At 46.8% G+C, this 21,876-nt stretch carries 15 protein-coding genes and 3 tRNA genes; 10 read left to right on the top strand and 8 right to left on the bottom strand.

The window, feature by feature from the left end:
• The first annotated feature begins 1 nt into the window (after nt 1).
• The 4 genes from HF638_RS15140 to HF638_RS15125 all read left to right on the top strand — a co-directional run bounded on the left by HF638_RS15140 (nt 2) and on the right by HF638_RS15125 (nt 1,034).
• Nucleotides 2–70, top strand: a tRNA-Arg gene (locus tag HF638_RS15140).
• Nucleotides 71–86: 16 nt separating this feature from the next.
• Nucleotides 87–160: transfer RNA gene (locus HF638_RS15135), tRNA-Pro, on the top strand.
• Between the two features lie 12 nt (nt 161–172).
• Nucleotides 173–243: transfer RNA gene (locus HF638_RS15130), tRNA-Gly, on the top strand.
• A 185-nt stretch (nt 244–428) separates the two neighbouring features.
• On the top strand, nt 429–1,034 hold the full coding sequence (locus HF638_RS15125; protein ID WP_169480927.1) for a short chain dehydrogenase: 606 nt from the start codon (nt 429–431) through the stop codon (nt 1,032–1,034).
• A 223-nt stretch (nt 1,035–1,257) separates the two neighbouring features.
• Here the strand turns inward: HF638_RS15125 and HF638_RS15120 are convergent, their stop codons facing one another.
• From HF638_RS15120 to HF638_RS15105, 4 genes are all read right to left on the bottom strand, one after another.
• A complete protein-coding gene (locus HF638_RS15120) occupies nt 1,258–2,304 on the bottom strand; it encodes an ABC transporter substrate-binding protein (protein ID WP_169480926.1) in 1,047 nt (348 codons plus the stop codon).
• A gap of 97 nt (nt 2,305–2,401) precedes the next feature.
• On the bottom strand, nt 2,402–4,084 hold the full coding sequence (locus HF638_RS15115) for a helix-turn-helix domain-containing protein (protein ID WP_169480925.1): 1,683 nt from the start codon (nt 4,082–4,084) through the stop codon (nt 2,402–2,404).
• Between the two features lie 369 nt (nt 4,085–4,453).
• Complete coding sequence (locus HF638_RS15110) at nt 4,454–5,314, bottom strand: hypothetical protein (RefSeq protein ID WP_169480924.1); 861 nt, start codon at nt 5,312–5,314, stop codon at nt 4,454–4,456.
• Between the two features lie 145 nt (nt 5,315–5,459).
• Nucleotides 5,460–6,368 carry a LysR family transcriptional regulator gene (locus HF638_RS15105; protein WP_169480923.1) on the bottom strand — a complete coding sequence of 303 codons (909 nt, stop codon included), beginning with the start codon at nt 6,366–6,368 and terminating at the stop codon, nt 5,460–5,462.
• Nucleotides 6,369–6,735: 367 nt separating this feature from the next.
• Between HF638_RS15105 and HF638_RS15100 the strand changes: the two genes are divergently transcribed.
• The 4 genes from HF638_RS15100 to HF638_RS28615 all read left to right on the top strand — a co-directional run bounded on the left by HF638_RS15100 (nt 6,736) and on the right by HF638_RS28615 (nt 12,212).
• Nucleotides 6,736–7,752, top strand: coding sequence for an ABC transporter ATP-binding protein (locus tag HF638_RS15100; protein ID WP_169480922.1), 1,017 nt, complete (start codon nt 6,736–6,738; stop codon nt 7,750–7,752).
• Nucleotides 7,753–7,793: 41 nt separating this feature from the next.
• A complete protein-coding gene (locus tag HF638_RS15095; RefSeq protein ID WP_169480921.1) occupies nt 7,794–8,867 on the top strand; it encodes an ABC transporter substrate-binding protein in 1,074 nt (357 codons plus the stop codon).
• Between the two features lie 88 nt (nt 8,868–8,955).
• Nucleotides 8,956–10,626 (top strand): ABC transporter permease, encoded by a 1,671-nt coding sequence (locus HF638_RS15090; RefSeq protein ID WP_169480950.1) that lies wholly within the window; start codon nt 8,956–8,958, stop codon nt 10,624–10,626.
• Complete coding sequence (locus tag HF638_RS28615; protein WP_248278148.1) at nt 10,623–12,212, top strand: MBL fold metallo-hydrolase; 1,590 nt, start codon at nt 10,623–10,625, stop codon at nt 12,210–12,212. The genes HF638_RS15090 and HF638_RS28615 overlap by 4 nt, the downstream gene beginning before the upstream one ends.
• A gap of 79 nt (nt 12,213–12,291) precedes the next feature.
• On the opposite strand, the gene HF638_RS15075 is transcribed toward HF638_RS28615, so the two are convergent.
• From HF638_RS15075 to HF638_RS15065, 3 genes are all read right to left on the bottom strand, one after another.
• Nucleotides 12,292–12,852 carry a GerMN domain-containing protein gene (locus HF638_RS15075; RefSeq protein ID WP_169480920.1) on the bottom strand — a complete coding sequence of 187 codons (561 nt, stop codon included), beginning with the start codon at nt 12,850–12,852 and terminating at the stop codon, nt 12,292–12,294.
• Nucleotides 12,853–12,886: 34 nt separating this feature from the next.
• The gene (locus HF638_RS15070) at nt 12,887–14,299 is read right to left on the bottom strand and encodes an N-acetylmuramoyl-L-alanine amidase family protein (RefSeq protein WP_169480919.1); all 1,413 of its coding nucleotides are present in this window, start codon (nt 14,297–14,299) and stop codon (nt 12,887–12,889) included.
• A gap of 154 nt (nt 14,300–14,453) precedes the next feature.
• A complete protein-coding gene (locus tag HF638_RS15065) occupies nt 14,454–15,854 on the bottom strand; it encodes a serine hydrolase domain-containing protein (RefSeq protein ID WP_169480918.1) in 1,401 nt (466 codons plus the stop codon).
• A gap of 267 nt (nt 15,855–16,121) precedes the next feature.
• Here HF638_RS15065 and HF638_RS15060 point away from each other — a divergent pair, with 267 nt between their 5' ends.
• Complete coding sequence (locus HF638_RS15060; protein ID WP_169480917.1) at nt 16,122–18,095, top strand: methyl-accepting chemotaxis protein; 1,974 nt, start codon at nt 16,122–16,124, stop codon at nt 18,093–18,095.
• 216 nt (nt 18,096–18,311) lie between these two features.
• Entirely contained in the window at nt 18,312–19,508 is a 1,197-nt protein-coding gene (locus tag HF638_RS15055) for a DUF2087 domain-containing protein (protein ID WP_169480916.1), read from the top strand.
• A 195-nt stretch (nt 19,509–19,703) separates the two neighbouring features.
• Here the strand turns inward: HF638_RS15055 and HF638_RS15050 are convergent, their stop codons facing one another.
• Nucleotides 19,704–21,704 (bottom strand): methyl-accepting chemotaxis protein, encoded by a 2,001-nt coding sequence (locus HF638_RS15050; RefSeq protein WP_169480915.1) that lies wholly within the window; start codon nt 21,702–21,704, stop codon nt 19,704–19,706.
• Nucleotides 21,705–21,876: the final 172 nt, after the last annotated feature.

Genomic DNA, 21,876 nt, shown 5'->3' with positions numbered 1-21,876 from the left:
TAGCTCAGCTGGATAGAGCGTTTGACTACGAATCAAAAGGCCGGGAGTTCGAATCTCTCAGGGCGCGCCATTATTTTCATAAGTATCGGGATGTAGCTCAGCTTGGTAGAGCACCTGGTTTGGGACCAGGGGGTCGCATGTTCAAATCGTGTCATCCCGATTTTTTTATTTTGCGGGTGTAGTTCAATGGTAGAACTTTAGCCTTCCAAGCTAATAGCGTGGGTTCGATTCCCATCACCCGCTTCCTAGTAACATATAGAAAAGCCTTTGCTTATAGCAGGGGCTTTTTTTGTGCGTTAAATGAATAAGTGTATTCCTTTTAAAATAGGGTCAAATGTCATTTGAATAAGGATGGAATCTTTGTTTAAATAAATAGAACAATTCGTATCTGATTAACCGTATTTATTTATAAAGGAGGACAAACAGTAATGAAAAGAGCTCTGGTCATTGGTGGAAACGGAACGCTAGGTAAAGCCGTTGTTGCGAAGCTGAGAGATTATTCCGTTGAGGTTATTACAGCAGGTAGACAATCGGGGGATGTTCAGGTGGATATGACGTCGACAGAGAGTATTACTACCCTCTTTGAAACGGTGGGTAATATTGATTACGTCATTGTGGCGGCAGGCCAGACCCATTATTCGAAACTGGAAGAACTGACTCCTGAGAACAATATGATTAGTGTGCAGGGTAAACTGCTTGGCCAGGTCAATATTGTGTTGATTGGTCAGCACTATATTAACGATAAGGGGAGTTTCACGCTGGTCAGTGGCATTATACAAGATCACCCTATTGAGCAAGGTGCATCAAGCGCTATGGTGAATGGGGCTATTGATTCGTTTGCCAAAGCGGCAGCGTTTGAGTTGCCAAGGGGTATTCGTTTGAATTCGGTTAGTCCTAATCTGTTTGTAGAGTCGGCGGAAAAATATAAGGATTTCTTTATTGGATTTAATCCTGTACCTGTAGAGAAAGTGGCTAATACGTTTATCCAGAGTGCACTTGGGATTGAAACAGCCCAAAATTTTAAAATATATTAAAAGCCTGATAGTTATATATGATTTTGATGATTACCTATCCCTAATTAATTGTAGAATGAGAAAGGTGTACATGAAGTACATTTAGCTGTTAAGCATTAAGGATGATTTTTCATGAAACAGGACTGAATGAGGCCATTTGAAATATTAAAACAAAAGGAGATCCACCGAAAATCCGGTGAATCTCCTTTTGTTTGTTGTGAATGAAACAGAGGTATATTGACTATTATGGAGCAGGTAGTCCAAGAACTTCGAGCATTTCATTACGTTTGAGCGATTCGGCAATGGGGCCGTCAATGAGCCATTTCTTAGCATTGAGGACATAGACATGACCATTTTGAACAGCGGGTAAGCTTTTCCATACTTGGAGTTGCTGGATTTCATTGAGTTCATCTTTTGTTTTTTGCAACGCTTCAGCTGACCCATCTGAGCTAATGGACACGATAAACAGATAGTCTGCTTTGATTTCAGGCAAAAGCTCAACCGAGATACTGGCATTCATCCGTTCCGGATTCTCTGCCTCAAGTTTGGTAACGAGAGCGTCGGGAGTGAATCCAACCTCATAACCCGCTCCTACATAACTGGAAGCTGGAAATGGCGTGGATGGAATGGAAGAGAAGAACAAACGCATATCCTTCTCTTCCAGGCGCAGGAATGCAGCTGTAGGTTTGGTCTTGGTGATATTGGCTGCGAGCTTCTGAGCTTCAGTTACTTGGTCTTTATTTTTTTGTAAAAGCTGTTCAGCCCGCTCTTCAATATCCAGTGCAGTAGCTATCTGCACGATAGATTCCTGCCAATTACGTCGATCATAAGTGATCGTAGGCGCGATTTTTTCGAGTTGTTCGAGAATCTTGGCATCCAAACTGGCATTGGCAATAATAAGGTCTGGATTGGCGCCGACTACAGCTTCAAAATTGACACTCTCATTAATGGGTTCGACAGCCACGCCTTGGGCTTCAAGTTGCTCATTCAGGTAATCTTGCCTGCCAATAGGTGTAGCAAGTACCAGTGGTACCTCCAAGGAAAGTAGAATGTCCTCCATATTAATGGACACAATCCGTTCAGGATGTGCCGGGATTTCTTTGCTGCCACTGGCGCTCTCCACCGTCTTAGTAGCTGATTCAGTGGATGATTCCCCATCTGTCCCCGCAGCTGATTTCACGCCATCTGCAGATGGCTGCGAAGTGCTTGCAGGTGTCTGTCCACACGCAACAAGTAACATCGCGAGTATGAACAGTATCCCCGTTATTTTGACATAATGCTGTTTGTACATCATAATCCCCCTGTGTTTCTAATGATATTGATTCTCAGTACACTTTATATTGTAGCGGTCTCATGTTGGGGGAGACATAGCCTTCTGTGCTATTCAGTCATGGATTAATGTGCTGAGTGCTACCAAAAAGTTTGATGGTTTCATCGATGATCTGATCATGGGCATATGGTGAATAATCCAGCCAAGGCATTTCATCTAGCAGATATACTTGTTGGTTCTGCACGGGCATCAAATCTTGCCATAGCTGAGTATGTTGTAGCTTATGCCAACGTTGCTGGGATTCGGAGTCCTGGTCCACAATCAGTAACATGCGATCTCCAACCATTTGAGGCAACTCCTGTTCATCCAATGCACGATAGACTTGTCCTGGAAGCAGATCGTGTGAAGGGGACACGCCCAGGTCGTTATATAGAACAGCACCCCCATTGCGTCGCCCGTAGATTAACAGATGACCCATCATGATATGAATGATGGAGACCGTATCCTTACCGATTAGATGAGTAAGCTGCTCTTTAGCATGGGTTACTTTGTCATCATACTGCTCCAACCATTGCTGAGCATCTTGTTGCTGTCCCACAATGGAGGCAACTTGTACGAAATGTTCCCGCCAGCTCAATCCTTTCCATGGAATAACGATGGTAGGTGCAATTCGCTGCAGCGTTCTTTTTAACGTATGGGCTTCGTACTCGTTACAGAGTATGAGGTCTGGGCTCGCTTGCATCAACAACTCAACGTTGGTTTGCCAGATACGAGGATTCATGCGTTTGCTACGTCCCAGATGATAAGGGATATTCGAGAAAAACAGATTCCTGTGTTGATCCCTTAGGTTATCGATCAATGCCGCATGGGGGATGATCTGTAATGCCAGCAGGTGGCCAGTCGTTCCGAAGGAAAGGGCAGCGATTTTACTGCGTTTCTGTCGTTGATAGGTAGAGGGAGACACGCCAACATATTTTTTGAATTTGCGGCTAAAGTAAAACTCGTCCTGAAAACCAACCTGTGAGGCGATATGCTTGATGGTTTGGCCGGGGACGAGCAGCATCTCTTTGGCCCGGTCCATGCGGATGCTATTCACGTATTCCATGGGACTTATGCCAGTGCGGTTTTTGAATACCCGCGAATAGTGCCATACACTCATGCCTGCCACTCCGGCAAGAACTTCACGAGAAAGATGCTCAGCATATCCAAGCTCAATAAGTTCAAGCGTTTGATCCAAAGCAGAGATATGCTCCGAATCCCCTAGTGTACTCTCTTTGGGCGGAGCATACACCTGGGCTAACAACTCATGCATCAAAGTCTGAATACGAAATGGACGATTTTCTTGAGGTACAGAGATGCATTCATGGAGCTGTGAGGCAATTCTGGTACATTCCTGAAAAAGTTCATGCGGTAACTCATCGGCATAAGCCGAACGAAGTAACCCTTTTTGGTATACCTCCATTACAGTAGATCCGGAAGTAGCTTTATTGATATCTGAAATGGGTTTTAACAGATCAAAATATATCGCGAGTCCCTGTAAAGTATGAATTTCATCCGGTGTATATTCTATGGCTGTTCCTGGCAGGATTAGATACATCTTGCCGAGTGTGGCATGATTTTGCCTATGCCCAATACGGATATTGGCTTCACCGCCAGTACAGATGAGCAAAAGATGTGAGTCCGTTAATACGAATGGTGGAAGAAAAGACGCTTGATCGAGAACTTCGGATGTCTTGAATCTTGCATATAGGTCACGGGTATGGTCACCGTTAGATATTAGTGGAAAGACTTGCAAAGTCACCAGAATCCCTCCTTAACTTGCAATAGTAACATTACATATGATGTATTTGAGAATCATTATCAATTATCGCATATTGTCATACAAATAAGAAGTCCATATGATAATATGAAATGATTTAGCGAATTCTGATTATTGAACCGCGTAACTCTCCACTATAAATTGAATTAAACAGGTTACCGAGTTGGAAAATAGCCAATACATAGTTCGCATCATCTAAACCGTTGAGCGAATAACCAGTAAAATCTCAACTGATGTTAATTGTAGAATTACTTAAATAACAGATCATTTAATTCATACGCAAAAAAAGACAAGCCCTCTCCTACGATGTCCGCAGCAAGAGGAACTTGTCTTTTTAATTAGAGCTAGCGATTAGTATCTTTCCAGAATCGTCTGTGTTTTCAAACCATCGGCAGGAATCAGCCAGTTGTTGTTCTCCAGCAATTGCAGCAGTTGAGTACGCAGTCCGGATACGGCTACAGCATCATCGGTTTTGAAAGAGACCTCTACGATATTCTCAATACCTGTACCTGCTGCGTTGCGGATCGGCCATACTTCAAATGTAAGCTCTTGACCATTCCATGTACCTTCATATCGTTGGAACGTTACCGGACCATAAGCACGGGATTGTGTAAGCTGCTGTTTGCCCCAGTTGGAGGAAGTCCAGTTTTTCAATTTGCCCGGAAGCTTGTCCAGTAACATGTTCAGGGCATCTTGCTGCGAAGGAAGTTGAACACCTGTCGCTTTGGTATCGACTTTTTTGGTATTGGAGAAGCTCAGCGTTTGTTTGCCATATCCCCAATCAATCTCAGCCTCGTAATTATCATCCGATTTATCAAATCCCTCTTGGTTAGCCAGAGTCAGCGCTGCGTTGATGTCGCCATTGATTACAGGGTAGCGTTTTTTATAAGTCAATTCGTAGTTATTCTTGTCATCTTTTTTGCGAAAACGAACGTTCCATCCTTGTTGATCCAATCCGAGAGCATTGGTGTCGAAGTACTCTACGTTGATATTTCTTGGCGTGGAATTCAGTCCGAGTGTCTGAATCACTTCACTGCGTGGTGTCCCATCTGTATTCAATACAAGTTCCGGCTTGGCCAGAAACTTTACTTCATAAGCAGGAACGGCATTGGCAGCAGCAGAAGCCTGTGGTGCTCCCACAAATGTCATTCCACTTCCCAATGTTACGATGCTCAGCATCAATGAGGCAGTTACCTTTTTCCACTTTTTCAAAACCAATCACTCTCCTAATCTGGATTACGTACAGACTCACTTTATCGCCCGAATATATGAAAGCGATTAAAGGGGAGCGCACATTGCGTTAACCCTGCATAGATTTGATGAATGGCAAACGATAGTTTATAGCGGATCAGGGCAATCAGCCATGGAAAATGGGGAAGCCGTGACTCACCTCTCGCAGCACTTCTTTGAAGCGGTTTACCTGAACGGAAGGGTGGCGGTCCTTGTTATGTACCGTATAGATATGGCGCGGCGCTTGCTCTCCTGGAATGGGAAGAACTTGAATGAGCCCCTGCTGTTCCTCCCACTGTACCGCCATCCGAGACATGAATGAGACATGCCCTCCGATTAACACGAGCTGTTTGATCGCTTCCAGGGAATCCATCTCCACGGTGCTCCGCAAACGAATGTCATGTTGCGCGAGCCATTGATTGGTCAACCGTCGAGTACTGGATTCATTGCCATGTAAGGCAAAAGGAATCTGTGCGATATGATCGGGTGTTAATGCATCCTTCTGGGCCAAACCATGCTGCGGAGAGCAGATTAATACCAAGTCATCTTCACACAACGTCTCGGCTTGCAGGGCAGGTCCAACAAACGGCTCGGAAGAGATCACCCCCAGATCAATCTGATGACGAATTAACATTTCGCGAATAACAGGTGATGGTTTGACGGATAAGACGATACGGATGCCCGGGAACTCCTGAGAAAAGGTGTTGAGCATGGCGGGCAGCAGATATGTAGCTGGTACATAGCTTGCCCCAATGTGCAGGGTACCCCGATAGAGGCTGTCATATTCCTTCACTACCCGCCTAGCCTCTTGGGTCAGAGCATTGATTTTGACAGAATAGTGCAGTAGAGCTTGTCCCGCCTCGGTTAGAAAGGTCTTTCCACTGCGCGATTCGAATAATCGCACACCCATCTCTTCCTCCAATGACTTCATATGAAATGTAACGGTAGGTTGCTTGATCCCCAGTAACTCGGCCACGCTTGTCATGTGATGATGCTTGTCGATCAGCTCAACAATTTGTAATTTGATCAGATTCAATGTCCCAACACTCCTCTCACTTCTACTAGCCCAATATATAAGATGATCTAATATTTTTCATAAAGACGGAGAGTACAGAACCAATCTGAAGAAGCGGAGCGTTCGCCTTTATCCCCGGATTTCTCCCTTTATAAAGGAAATATAAGAAATCTGGGGATAACAGCGATCGGAAGATGGTGCTGTAATCGGAGCGACAACATGAAAATTAATTTAGTTCACCTACTATAGATTTAATCTATGAACATCAACAGAATTCATCTAAAAAGTTAATTCCAATTTTACATACAAGACATACAACTCGCGAAAGCGGACGTTAGACTGAGAACAGTGCAAGAGATCAAGTAACAGAAGACAGGCAGGGATGCTTATGAAATTAGAGATGACAGGAATTCAAAAATCATTTAATCAAACACCCGCACTGCTGCCAACAGATCTAACGCTTGAACATGGAAAGTTCACGACACTGCTCGGCCCATCGGGCTGTGGCAAAACAACACTGCTCCGCATGTTGGCCGGGCTGGAACAGCCGGACGCGGGGGAGATTCGTGCAGATGGTCAGTGTATCTACTCTGCGGCGAAGCGGATTGATATACCGACACACAAGCGTAATCTGGGCATGGTGTTTCAGGATTTTGCATTATGGCCGCATATGACCGTATACGAAAATGTAGCGTTTGGCCTAAAGGCCGGAAAACAGAAATCCGACCTGCGGCAAAAGGTGAATGAAGCACTTGGTATGGTTCGCCTGCAAGGCATGGAAGATCGATATCCTCATCAGCTGTCTGGTGGACAGCAGCAACGGGTTGCTTTTGCCAGAGCCGTAGCGGTCAGACCTGGTGTGATCCTGTTCGATGAGCCACTGAGTGCACTGGATGCTGTACTCCGGGAAGAGATGCGGATTGAGATGATGTCGCTGGTTCGGGATATGGGACTGACTGCGCTGTACGTCACACATGATCAGATTGAAGCGATGTCGATGTCAGATGAGATTGTGGTGATGCAGAAGGGGCGGATCTTGCAAAAGGGAAGTCCGGAAACGATCTACTCTGCGCCAAGTGATCCGTATGTCGCTTCGTTTATCGGAAAGTCCAACTGGCTCACGCCTAATCAGTCGATGGTTCGTCCGGAGCATGTCACCTGGAACAAAACAGGTCATGATGATCTGTGTTACCCGGGGACTGTACTCAGCGTCAGCTATGTAGGTGAGCGTTACGAAGTGCGAGTGCAGATGGAAGGGCTGGGCGTATGGACAGCTTATATGAATCAAAGAGTGCGTGTGGGAGAGCGGGTTCAGCTTCATGTAGCTCCCGAGCGGATATGCCGAATGGATGGTTATGACAACCCGAGTGTGAAGCGCAGAGAAGTTATAGCAGCGGTCAATTAAAGTAGTGAAAATCAAACAGAAACCAAGGGAGATGGACTAATATGTTGGGTATGAAAACAGGGAAAAAGAGTGCAATGTTGTTATTAACTGCGGTAATGAGTATCAGTTTGTTCGGATGTAGTACAGGGAACTCGACCACAGGCAACGCAGCACAACCCGCAGGTGAAGGAAACACAGCAGCGGCGGCGGAAACAACGAAACCGGCTGGCGGTAAGCTTGTCTTGTACAGTGCTGGCCCACAGAAGCTGGCGGATAACATCGTGAGCGGATTTACAGACAAAACGGGGATTGAAGTCGAGATGTTCCAGGGAACGACAGGCAAAATTCTGGCTCGTATGGAAGCAGAGAAGTCCAATCCGGTTGCAGACGTTGTGATCCTGGCCTCTTTACCTTCAGCACAGGCTCTGAAAGCCGATGGACTGACTATGTCATACCCGGACGCAGCCAATGCGGACAAGCTGAACAAGGATTGGTCGGATGCAGAAGGCAACTATTTCAGCAGCAGTGCTTCCGCACTGGGGATTGTGTATAACACCAAACTGGTATCTTCACCACCGACAAGTTGGGCAGAGCTTGCTACCCCTGCATGGAAAGATGCAGTGAACATTCCGGACCCTACATTATCAGGTTCAGCACTCGACTTCATCACAGGATACCTGAGTGCGAATGGTGAAAAAGGATGGGATCTGCTGAGTGCCTATAAAGCAAATGGTGTAGCGATGGCAGGTGCCAATCAGGAAGCACTTGATCCGGTCATTACGGGTGCTAAAAGCATCGTAGCGGCAGGTGTGGATTACATGGCGTATTCCTCCAAAGCAAAAGGTGAACCCCTGGATATCGTATATCCTGAGGAAGGCACGGTGATCAGCCCAAGACCGGCAGCGATTCTGAAATCCAGTCCAAATGTAGAGAATGCCAAAGCGTTCATTGACTACCTGTTGTCCGATGAAGCTCAGAAGCTGGTTGCAGATGCTTATCTGATTCCGGGCCGCGAAGACATTGAGGCGACCAACCGTGCCAATGTGAAGGATATTCCACAGCTTAAAGTAGATTGGAACTGGATGAGTGAACATGGCGAAGAGACAGCGGCGCGTTTTTCCGAGACTTTTAAGTAAGACACAATACGAAAAAGACATTTAGGCAAAAGGAATACCTGCTGTCTGTGGAAAGTCATGTGAGGTGAACGTAGTGAAACCTGTTGTAATGGACAACAACCGAATTTTTCGGAGAGTGGGCGTGATTCTGGCCCTCTTTCTGCTGACTATAAGCATTGGCATGCCGCTCTTGCTGATCTTCTGGCAAAGTGTGTATCCGGATGGACAGTGGGACTGGATGGCTCCGATTCGCACGATTACAGGTCATCATCTATCAGGTGTGTTGCTGAATTCCGTCTGGCTTGGCATCTGCGTTGTAGCGGTAACCACACTGCTGGCGCTACCGCTTGCCTGGATGATGGCGAAGACCCGAATGGGGGAGCATCGCTGGGTGGATGTGATCCTGATGATCCCGTTCATGACTCCGCCGTATATCGGATCAATGGGCTGGATTCTGTTTATGCAAAAAGGGGGATACCTGCAGCAATGGGTGCCTTCATCAGCAGGCTGGAGTGAGCTGTTCTTCAGCTTCTGGGGCATGGTGCTCATCATGAGCTTACACTTGTTCCCATTCCTGTATCTGCTGCTTCGGGATGCATTGATCCGCATCGGTGGCAATCTGGAAGAAGCGGGAGCTGTGCACGGTGCACGTGCGGGGTACCGTTTCAGACGCATTATTTTACCCCTGTTGTTGTCGTCTTACGGCATGGGCATCATGCTGGTCTTTGTCAAAACGATTGCGGAATTCGGAACACCGGCGACCTTCGGACGCAAGATTGGCTATTATGTCATGACCTCCGAGATCCATAAGTACATATCCAGTTGGCCGATTGACTTCGGTAAGGCGACTTCGCTGGCATCGGTGCTGCTGTCCGTCTGTCTGGTAATGTGGTATATGCAGTCTGCCATGAGTCGAAAGTTCACGTATCGTCTGGTAGGTGGCAAAGGGCAACGTTCGAAGCGATATTCCCTTCGTGGCGGAGCAGGATGGTTGTGCGGGGTGTATCTTGCGATCCTGTTGATCCTGTCGATAGGTATCCCGTATTTCTCCATCATCGCCGCTTCGACCATGAAGCTACGGGGATCGGGACTCGCTTTTGATAACCTGACACTGGATCATTATAAGGAGCTGTTATCTTGGGGATCGGTGAGCATGAAGGCAATCGGGAACAGTCTGGGACTATCTCTCGCGGCTTCCACCGTTGCCGTTATTATCGGAACCGGGTTTGCGCTGGCGATCGGCAGATCTTCTTCATTCATGCAGCGTGTGATTGACTTGTTCAGTCTGTTGCCTAATACGGTGCCGGGCATCGTGATGGTCGTGGGTCTGATTCTTTTCTGGAACTCACCTTGGATGCCAGTCACGTTATATAACACCTACGGTATGGTTGTTCTCACGTACGTTGTTCTCTTCTTACCTTACACCGTGCAGTATGTAAAATCGAGCTTTACCCAGATTGACGGAACGTTGTTCCAGGCTGGGCAAGTATTTGGCGGGAAGCCGCTGTACATTCTGCGGCGTATCCTGATCCCGCTGATCCTGCCCGGCATGTTGGCGGGTTGGATGATGACCTTTACGATTGCTACCCGGGAGCTGGTAGGTTCGTTATTGATTCTTCCGCCGTCGATGCAGACGTCGGCTACGTATATTTTTGCCCAGTTTGAACAAGGTCAGGTATCACTGGGAATGGCGATGGCCGTGGTGACTGTAGGTATGACGGTGCTGATGCTGCTGGGAATCGAACTGCTGAATTCAAAGAGAAAGTGGAATGCATCATGATCAAACTGAACGTATGGGGCGGTGCAGGGGAACATGGACGTTCCGCCTATCTCCTGAGCGGTAGCAATGTTCGCCTTTTGCTGGATTGTGGTGTGAAAAAAGAAGGTACGGGTGAGTATCCGATGATTGACCCGGAGATTGTCCCGCAACTGGATGCGGTCTTCTTGTCCCACGCCCATGAGGATCATTCGGTCGCCATCCCATTGCTGTATAAGATGGGTTACCAGGGTGAAGTGTGGACGACGAGGGAGACGAGGGCACAGCTGCGTACGTATTTTGCCAACTGGCGTAGGTTTGTAGAGCGTGTAGGCGAAGAACTTCCTTATGATGAAGCAGATGAGCAAGCTATTCGTTATCGGTATCTGGAGGATGAGGTTGTATCCCAAACCTGGTTCGAACCCATTCCTGAAGTAAAAGTGATGTGGGGACGCAGTGGACATCTGGCTGGATCGGTGTGGTTTGGGCTTGAAGTGGCAGCTAAGCGGATTTTTTATTCCGGGGACTACACGTCCGAATCGATGCTTTTACAGGAGGATTGTCCAGCGGAGGTGTTCTCGCAGGCAGGCACGCTCCATGAAAATCCCGTGTTCGATGCTTCGAGCAGCGAACGGTGGGGCGCGGAGGAACTAGTCGCTATAAACACTGGGCAAAAGGCTGGAGAATTCATAACGTTACAAGATCAGACATCTGTTGCATCAGAGGCGTCGTCAAGCACCTTCGTATCCACGGAGACACTCATGAAGCAGGGAAATTTCACATCCAACGAAGCAGATGGAGTAGGCAGAGCAAATGTAGCAGGCAGAGCAGATAGAGCAGCAGTATCTTCCGTCGGGCTGGTGGATCTGGCGATCGTTGATGCGGCCTATGGTACGGACCAAGATACACAGGCTGACAAACTGGAACAGCTGGAAAAAGCCATTCGCCAGACGATTGCTCAAGGTGGAAAGGTGCTCTTACCCATGCCTGTTGTAGGGCGTGGACAGGAGATCATACTGTGGGCACAGCAACAATTCCCGGCTGTTCCAATCGTAGTGGAACAAGGACTCGTGGATGGCATGAAGCAACTTATGCATGCTCCATACTGGTTGAGGGACAAGGGAGAGCATATCACCGGAAGTTCGTTGCCAGACGAAATTGATGGCTTTCTGACCGGACGAGGATGGGATCTGCCTACGACCACCCAAGAGCGGGAACAACTGTTGGAACTACATGCTGCTTCGCTATGGTTCATTCCGGACGGCATGATGCAGTCCTCGCTTGCCCGTTGGTACTATAGTCAATTCTCGGACAGGGAGGAGAATCTGATTCTGCTCACTGGGCATGTTGCTCATGGTACATTTGCTGATAAGCTGCTACGGGTTCCTGACAAGTATGGAGTGAGTGAGGTGCGGAAAATACGTTATAAAGTACATCAGGGCTGGAAGGATGTCGAGCGGATGCTGCATCAGATTCCAGCAAGGCATACGGTCCTTGTGCATGCTGATCGGGCAGAGACGGACAGATTAAAAGAAGGATTGCTCAAAAATAGCCCGTCACCGGGAACAGTTATACATTCACTGTCTACTGGGGACGAGCTATATGTGTGAATTGTGCATGAAACGTAGTATTGCGTTCGTTATCTGAGAACGTCCCTGGGGACGTTCTTTTTCCATTGTTGTGAATCATTCAGGGTTCGCGATGAATGGGGTGCTCCAGCTCGGCATGACCCATCAAACTATCAACGGCTTCACCGTCCACCAGTATATCCAGGCTGTTCACTTCATCAAATTGAAACATCGTTTTCGTTAAAGCTTCCAATGCGAGTAACTCTCCACTGGTACCGAGATTGGCTTCAGTTGGGATATGAACATCAAAAGTCACCGTACCCTCAGCATATTGGACAGAGAGCAATTCAACCTGCTCCCAAAGGGAAATGAGTTCTGAATCGGTGTTCGTTTGCAACGCTGCAAATGTTTTTTTATATTTTTCGGAATCATCCTTGTATTCAATTTCCTGTTCTGTTTTCTCAAGCTCCAGTACCTGAGAGTCTGCCAAGTAAATGTCGACGACTTGTGTATTCATTTTGTCTAGATCCACCTCCGGTTCAGATGGGTTTGGTGACTGCGCCTGTCCTCCCTGAACAGCAGGTTGATTCGATCCGGATTCACTCACTGGCTTCTGGGCACATCCGACTCCGATAAGGATCAAGCATGATAATATAAGTGCACAACCTAGCTTCTTATTCAAAGAATCACTTCCTTCATCTGATATATTTAATGATTTATAGGCCCAAATACTCCTTGATTCCGTCGGCTATCGCTTGAGCGGCTTTCATCTGAACAACTTCGGATGACATCAGTTCTTCATCGAGCACATTACTCAAGAATCCTACTTCCAAAAGCACTGCAGGCATGGTCGTGTCTCGGATCACTTCCAAGTTGCCATTTTTCACACCACGATCTCTGAGACCCATGGCTTTCACCAAACGTTGATGAATGATAGTGGCTAATTCTTTGCTATTACTGCGTTGATAATAGTATGTCTCCGTACCTGTGGCTTGGGGGGCGGACTTCACACTATTGCCGTGGATAGATACGAATACATCCGCATTTAATTGATTGGCGAGTTGAACACGCTCAGGGCGGGTCGGATATGTATCACCTTCACGAGTCATCACCAATTCGATATTGGGCTCATTGAGCAACAGGGCTTGTACTTTGTGAGCCAATGCCAGATTGTAGTCCTTTTCGGGTTTGTTCGTGATGCTAATCGTTCCTGGATCACTGCCACCGTGTCCTGGATCGATCACAACGACCTTGCGTCCTGAATCGCCTACTGGAGTTACAGGAGCAGGTGCGACGTTGTCTCCTGCAACATTCAGGTCAATAATCAGTTTATCGGCAATGACGTTCTGGCTATACTGGATATCCTTCACATGATTCAATTCTACAACAATTCGAACTTGCGCCGGTTCTCGTTTGAACAGTGAATATCTCACTTCCGTCACATTGGGATAAGCGCTCACATCCAGCCTGCCATTGAGTCCTTGATCCAGCGGCTGGGAGATATCACCAAAGGTAGCTCCCGGCAAGTCCACAACCAGACGATCAGGATACTTGAGTGTCGTTACTACCGGCTGAACGGCCCCATCGGTGGATACAACGAGCTGATTATTGGCAAATTGGATATCGGTAACCTGAGCGGTAGAGCTTGAATCCCCTTTTCCAGAACTGTTGCCTGGTTCGATAGCAGGTTCCTTACTAGTGTTCGTTAAGTATACGATCTTGTCTTGATTGTTCCATCTTACCTTAAGCCCCATTTGTTCACTGACAAATCGAATGGGCACCACCAGCGTTTTATTCAAAATCTGCGGTGCTGTGTTCAAAGTGACTTGTTTGTCAGCAACCATGGCTTGCTTTTGATCGACGGTTAGGGAAATCGTCTGTTGATCTTGCTGAATTTTTACAGTGTGTGCTTGTTGGTTCCAATCGACTTTGAATTTCAAATTTTCGGCAACGACACGAATCGGGATCATCACGTTTTTATTGATAATCGTCACCTGTACATCACTTGGGAGGACTAATTCCTCTCCATCCATAACGATTTTCGACGTGCTTGCAGCGGCATTTCCCTGATTAGGGAGCAAAACGAGTAAGAATAGACTCAAAAACAGTAGTAAAATGGTTTTCTTCATTATGCACCTCGACTAGTATTAGATCTGTTTCTTGATTCCAGAATATACCTACATAATATAAACGGAAAAATTGTAAAAATGTTTCTTTTTTGACTAAATAAAAGAGACGATCCTGTTGAAGGACCGTCTCCTGTTACTCTTTATGAAAATAAAATTATTGCAGTTGCAGTGCTTTGGCTGTTTTTGCCTCAACTTCATCTAAAAGTGAAGTCATGTCCATACCTGCATGATTGCCGAGCAGGATAATGGTGATATCATCGGACAGATTACGTGAAAAAGCTGTGGCAAACCCGCCACCACTACCGTTGTGGAAGACGGTACGATTCGTGCCGTTCTCTTTCAGAATCCAGGCGTAGCCATAGTTTTTATCAGAATAAGGCTCATACATCTGTTCAATCGTATCCTGGCTTAGAGTCTGGTCCGTATACAAGGCACGATCCCATTTGAGCATATCGTCCACCGTGGAATAGATGGTTCCTGAACCGGATTGAGATACATAGTAAGGGGCAGTTACCCATGCGTTATCTTGTTGAACAAAACCACTAATGGTATGCACTTTACGGGAAGCCTCTCCCGAATTTTTCATGCCAAGTGGCTTCAGTATAGTCTGCTGCACGTAATCGGCATAACTCATGCCGGATACCTGTTCAACGACGTAAGCGAGCAGAACATACCCGCTGTTGCTGTACAGATAAGCACTCCCTGGTTCAAACTTCAACGTTTTGTGGCGAATCTCCTCTACAGTCTCTTCCATAGAAGTTCCTTCACCCCGACCGAATGCGGATGGCAGACCTGAGGTCTGAGATAAGAGCATATGCAGCGTGATCTGATCTCCCTTCGGTATATCGGAGATGTACTTGGAGATTGGATCTTGCACATCAACCTTTCCTTCTTCCGCCAGACTAAGAATGGAAGCGGCCGTGAAGGATTTGCTCAGCGATGCGATTCGAGTCTTCTGATCCGGACGATTCAGTGTCTGTTCGTCGGCAAGTCCGTAGCCTTGCTTTAGAAGTACTTCACCATCACGGGCAATCAGAGCCATACCCGGATAGTTGATCTCGCGCAGATACGTATCTACGCTGGCAACTTCGCTCTTCAGCAGGCTGACTTGATCGGTTACCATATTCACACTCATCTGACCTGTAGCTGTACGTTGGACCTTGATATCGGCCTTAATTGCATTAGCCATGGCCCGAACAGGTACCATCAACGTACCGTTAACTGTACGTGAATTCACACCTGTTGCCAGATCGACCTGGTTTACCTTAATGAAATTGCTGCCAGCCTGATGGACCAGCTTGTCTCTGCCAACGGTAATGGTAGCCGTCTTGGTGCGATTATCCCATTTCAACGTGCCTTTAACCGATGTGACCACATCCCTCAGTGGAACAAACGTTGAACCTTTGATGATAAGTGGTGCGTTCTTCCAGGATTGTTGCTCACCATTCACTTCAATGTGAACTGCTTGCGTCGCCTGTACTGCGGATGCCGTGATACCCGCTTGTCCCAGAATCGGGCCTGCGCACAGGATGAGCGCTAACAGAATGCGGAACATGGATGAATAAACAGTGGAAATGCGTTGTCTTTCATTTGCCTTGCGTAAGATTTGAATCCTCTCCTTCCAATCGTTTCATGAATAGCCAGCTTATGAGCATTGTAAACGATCTCGCTTAGAGGGTCAAAACGAAAAGACGGATAAGGTAAGTCCATCTAACCTGACCGAAAAGATTAAATTTATTCTAATTTAGTATATATACATAATATTTTTACAGCGATTGTCCGATAAAAGGATGGGTGAAGATTATGATGGGGGATAGTTAAAATGAAGAAAAGGATTCGAAATTGGTTTACTTTAACCGTAAAAAAACGCCTGATTGCTGCATTGCTCCTGTTCCTGATAGTACCGAGCATTACCGTGGGATGGTTGTCTTATCAAAAAGCTGCTGACCAGGTTAAAATGGAAATTATTCGTTCTGCACAGGCCAAAACAGAAATGCTTAGTCTGCAGATAAATCAAATGCTGGAAATGGAGAAGGATAACGCAGCACAGATGGCCGCGGGTATTACTTCAAACGATATTATTAACAAATCTCCTGCACTTCAAAGGCAGATGGATCGAATGTCTCAGAATCACAAGGAACTGGGAGTACTTACCGCAGGTGCCGAAGATGGTAGCTGGATGAAGTCCCCTGATCCTGGAGAACAGATCTATGACCCGCGAGAACGTTCATGGTATACGATGGGCATGTCCCAGGACGAGCCAGTAATCTCGGATACGTTCCAGTCGGTTACAACAGGCGAATGGGTTGTAACGGCATCAGCCAAATTGGCTGACGGCAAAGGGGTATTCGGGGCCAATGTCAGTCTCAATCATCTGAAAGAATCCGTTGATCAGATACGCATTGGTAAAGAAGGAAAACTGTACATGCTGGATAACGGGGGCAAATTCCTGTTCCACTACAGTATTGAATCGGGTACGCAATCGGATGAAAGCTACATTAATGAGATGTATACGAAGGAAAGTGGGACCGTGAAATATACATATGATGGTCGCGAATTGGAAGCTGTGTATTTCACCAATCCGGTGACAGGTTGGAAAATTGTTGGTGAGATGGTTCCTTCCGAAGCAACGGAAGCCGTAATGCCTATTTTGATCCGTGCAATTACAATTGTGGCATCTGCATTGGTTATTGGGTTGATTCTGCTTATTTTCATTATCCGCAGCATTCACCGACCATTACTGCAATTAACGCAGGCAGCATCCAAAGTAAGCGCCGGGGATCTCACCGTTCGGGTTGGTTTGCAGCGCAAGGATGAGTTCGGACAGCTTGGAGAAAGCTTTGACACGATGACGACTTCACTGCGTAGTGTGCTTGGAGAGGTACATGATACGTCCAGTCAGTTGGCAGCATCTTCTGAAGAGTTGATGGCAAGTTCCGAGCAGACATCCAAAGCCACAGAACAGGTGGCTGAACTGATGCAGGATGCAGCGGCGGGAACGACTTTGCAGAACAACAGTCTCGCGGCTACAGGCCAACTCGTGGGCGAAATGTCCATTGGAGTCAAAGAGATCTCATCAAGTGCTGAAGACACCGCTCGTATCGCTCTTGATGCATCGACCAAGTCGGAAGCGGGTATGGTTACCGTAGAAGAAGCAGTTACGCATATTCAGCAGGTGAATGACGAGAGTAAAGCCATGTCTGTGGTCATTGAGGATCTACGCGCGAAAAATGAAGAGATTCTTGTGATTGTGGCCGAGATTACGGCCATCGCCAAGCAGACCAACATTCTCGCATTGAATGCATCAATTGAAGCTTCAAGAGCTGGCGAGCAAGGTCGCGGATTCGCGGTCGTAGCCAACGAAGTGAAGACACTGGCTCACAGTTCAGGCGCATCAGCCGAGCGCATTAACGAGCTTATGCATGAGATGCAGGAGAAAACCAATGCAGTGCAATCGACCTTTGCCCGTACAGGAGAAGGTATGGTCAAGAGTTCGCAGATGGTTACGGAGGCAGGCGAAGCCTTCCATAACATTCGTACTGCCGTACAATTAGTTGCTGCACAAGCTGGAGAAGTATCTGCGGCTTCCCGTCAGATTGATGGGGGTATGGGGCATATCAACAAGGCAGTAAATGATACGATGGTTCTATCGGACAGAATTGCCTCTGGAACGGAAGATGGATCAGCGGCTGCTCAAGAGCAGTTGGCTACAATGGAAGAGGTCGCAGCATCTTCGGCGGCATTGTCACGTATGGCTGAAGATCTGCAAAGCATGATTGAACGGTTTAAGTTGTAACACGGATTGAAATGAGACTGCGGGGTTGCGACCCTGCGGTCTTTTTTCTGTTGAACAAAGGGGTATCCACTATGTCTTCAACCCAACACTTCTTTCAGTTATATTGACATTAACCAAACGAAATTATATTATGTCTATAAATAAACAAACAAAAATGATAATAAGTTGATTTGTAATCGCTTGAAATGACCATAACATGATAAAAAGGAGCTTTACATGAAATCATCAGAATCCTGGTTGCAAACAGCTTCGCTGGAAGAGATCAAGCGTGGTTACATGGAGGAAGGTCCCGCCTATATATGCGTCTGCTGTGGATACAGGACGGAAGCGGGGATTATATACCCTGAAGAAGGGGTGCTCTATGAGGCAGCCCGCTATATGCGTGTTCATATCGAGAAAGCTCATGGATCGGTATTTGAGTATTTGCTGGAGTTGGATAAAAGCGTAACCGGATTGTCTGATGTGCAACGGGGCTTGCTGGCCCAATTCTATGAAGGTAAGAAGGATGCTGAAGTACAGAAGGCCCTTGGAATCGGGAGTGCTTCCACAATCCGGAATCACCGGTTTGTATTGAAGGAGAAGGAACGGCAGGCCAAGATATTTCTGGCATTGATGGAGCTTCTCAAGAGTAAGGATACCCAAGCTCCGGCTGAGTGGGTATCACCTGTGACAAGGCATGGACATACGATCCATCGTGACTCATTTGATATTACAGAACAGGACCGGGAGAAGGTGCTGAACAAGTATTTTCCAGAGGGTACCAGTGGTCCACTGACGACGTTTCATATGCAGCAAAAGCATAAATATATCGTGCTCACTGAGATAGCCAAACGATTCGATACAGAGCGCAAATATTCCGAAAAACAGGTCAATGAACTACTGAAGGAAGTCTATGACGATTACGTGGAAATACGGAGGTATCTCATCGACTATGGCTTGCTGGAACGTGAGCCAGACGGCAGTCAGTATTGGCTGGAGAGCCGTGCAGATCAACAGAACGCCGGAGATAGTACACAGGGGCGCAAAGAAAAGGGGGAGCAGGAGAACATGAATCGTCGCAAAGAATTGCAGGAACAGGCGAAGGAAGTCAAAACGGAAGCGGGCGTCTACCAGATTCGGAATGAACGTAACGGCAAAGTCTATATCGACAGTACACTTAACCTGAAAACCATTAATGGACAACGGTTTATGCTACAGATGGGTAGCCATCTGAATCGAAGATTGCAGGCTGAATGGAATGAATATGGAGAAAATGCTTTCGTGATCGAGGTGCTGGAGACATTGAAGCAAGACGATAGCCCATACTACGATCCCAAAGATGCACTGGCCAAATGTCTGAACCGCTGGTTTGAACAGTTAGAGCCCTACGGAGATCAAGGGTACCACGGAGATAAAAAGCCATCTGCTGAATAGGCGGGACATTTTCCTCTCTAAAATACCTGCCCTTTTATAAACTAAAGCCCCTTTGCCAATATGATGGCAAAGGGGCTTTGGGTGTTACAGACTACTTATTATTATATAAGTTGAACTAATCTTTTACACGATAACAGCGATCGGAAGGTTGTTCTGTCATCGTAGTGTCAGTGTAAATAATCTTTGGTTCAACGATTACAGCTTGAATTGTTCCACCAGCTTCTGCAGCTTGTGAGCCAGATGTGCGAGCGAGTCAGCAGAGGATGATATCTCCTGCATGGAAGCAACCTGCTCCTCTGTCGCTGCAGAGATGTTCTCTGTTCCATCTGCATTCGTTTCCGATATGGTGTGGATCTGATCAATGGATTGCACCACTTCGGCTGTACTTGCAGACATCTGCTCCGAGGCAGCTGCAATATTCTCAAGCTGATGATTGACGACACCCACAGCCTGACTAATCTGGGCAAAGGCTTCATCTGCAAACTGCACGGCACGAATGCCGTTGCTTACATCCTGTTGCCCGATCTGTACATTGTGATTGGCCATCGATATCTCCTGTTGAATCGCTCCAACCATCTCTACAATCTTCTGGCCGGAAAGGCTGGATTGTTCCGCGAGCTTGCGGACTTCGCTGGCAACAACGGAGAAGCCGCGTCCATGCTCACCTGCACGTGCTGCTTCAATCGAAGCATTGAGTGCAAGCAGATTAGTCTGTGCAGCGATGTCTGTAATGACAGATACCATCTCGCCAATGGATGTGGAATGCTGTTCAAGTCGTCCAGCCGTATCGGCCATACCCTGCACAAAGCGACTGACGGAATCCATCTCGGATACGGCCGTCTGCATGGTGGCATTTCCTTTATCCGCGAGCTCACTTGCTTGCATGGCAGCTTCAGATACTTGTTGAGTACTGTGTGTTACCTGTCCCACACCTCCAGCTAGCTCATTCATCTGCTGTGCTGTATGCTTCAGGCTGCTGGCTTGTTTCTCAAGTCCAACTGCGGATTCTTCCGTGATCAAGGCAACTTGCTCTGTTGCTTTGGTTGTCTCGGATGAGTTGACTGCCAATTGTGTTGAAGAAGCAGTTAGCTCATCAGCCGTGTGTCGCACGTCCTGAATAACGGTTCGCAAGGATTCGCTCATTTTATTGAAGCTGGTGCTCAGCTTGCCGAATTCATCCTGTCCCAATACAGCAACCTCAATGGTCAGATTACCATTACTAATTTCATCAGATGCCTTCACCAAGCGGTTCAGTGGTTTGGTGATTGACTGTACAATCCAGAAAATAATGATGGAGCTTACCGCAATTGCAATCGCTATAACGACAAGTGTGGTATAGAGGATCGGACGAACAGACGCTGTCACTTCACCATTGTCAATGACACCGACCACGGTCCAGCCTGTCGTTTCATTGGTGGAGAAAAAGGCGTGTTCCTGGTTTCCATTTAGTGTATAAGTCAGACTTCCGTTTTTCTGTGCAAAAATATCTTTATAAGGTTCCATAGTTCCTTCGGTCCCTGGTTTTTCGGTAGGATGTACAATGATTTTGTTGGCATTATCAATGATATAGACATAACCCTTCTCGCCAATCTTTGTGGAATTAACCGTCTTGGAGAGGGCTTCAAGCGACAAACTGACAGAGACGACACCATGGCCATCTGCTGAGGTCTGAGCTACCGAAGCAACAACATTGCCGGTATTGCTTGATATGTAGGGTGTAATTACGGTAGGGACATCTTTGTTCTGCGTAGCAGCCTGATACCACGGGCGTTCCCGCGGGTCGTACCCTTCTTTGTTCACTGCAGTTACAGGGGAGTTAATGTACACACCCTGATCGGTACCGATGGAGGCAAGTTCCACGTCATCATGGGTTTCCTTATACGCGTCGAGCAAGGTACGGATGGTCTCCGTTTCGTCACCCTGGTTGGGTCCGACATTGCCTGCGTCCAGCTGACTTGCCAGGAAATCAACATTTTTGCGAGTTGCACCAATGATTTGGTCAATGGTCTGGTTAAGTACGGTAACACTGCTGATTGCGTTCTCATACATTTTCTCTTCAACCTTGGCATCGGCTGTTTGGAACGAGATAATGCCCAGACTGATTGTTGGAATGAGTAGCACGATGGCAAATGATAAAATCAGTTTTTCTCTCATCTGCAGCGTTCTTGTGGTCCCTTGTTTACGAATCTTCTTCATACACATTCCCCCTCTGTGTAACCCATCCCTATGTCTGGTGGACAAGTCAATCTGGTAAAAGATAGTTCATTCCATCCTTTCCAGATGTTTCTGGTGCTATCGTATGACAAAATTCGAGTTTATTCAACATGAATTATGATTTTTACGAAAATATTTTTCGGATTTGTAGGTA

The organism is Paenibacillus sp. SZ31 (assembly GCF_012912005.1).
Taxonomy (GTDB): Bacteria; Bacillota; Bacilli; order Paenibacillales; family Paenibacillaceae; genus Paenibacillus.
This window is presented reverse-complemented; position numbering and strand designations above follow the sequence as displayed.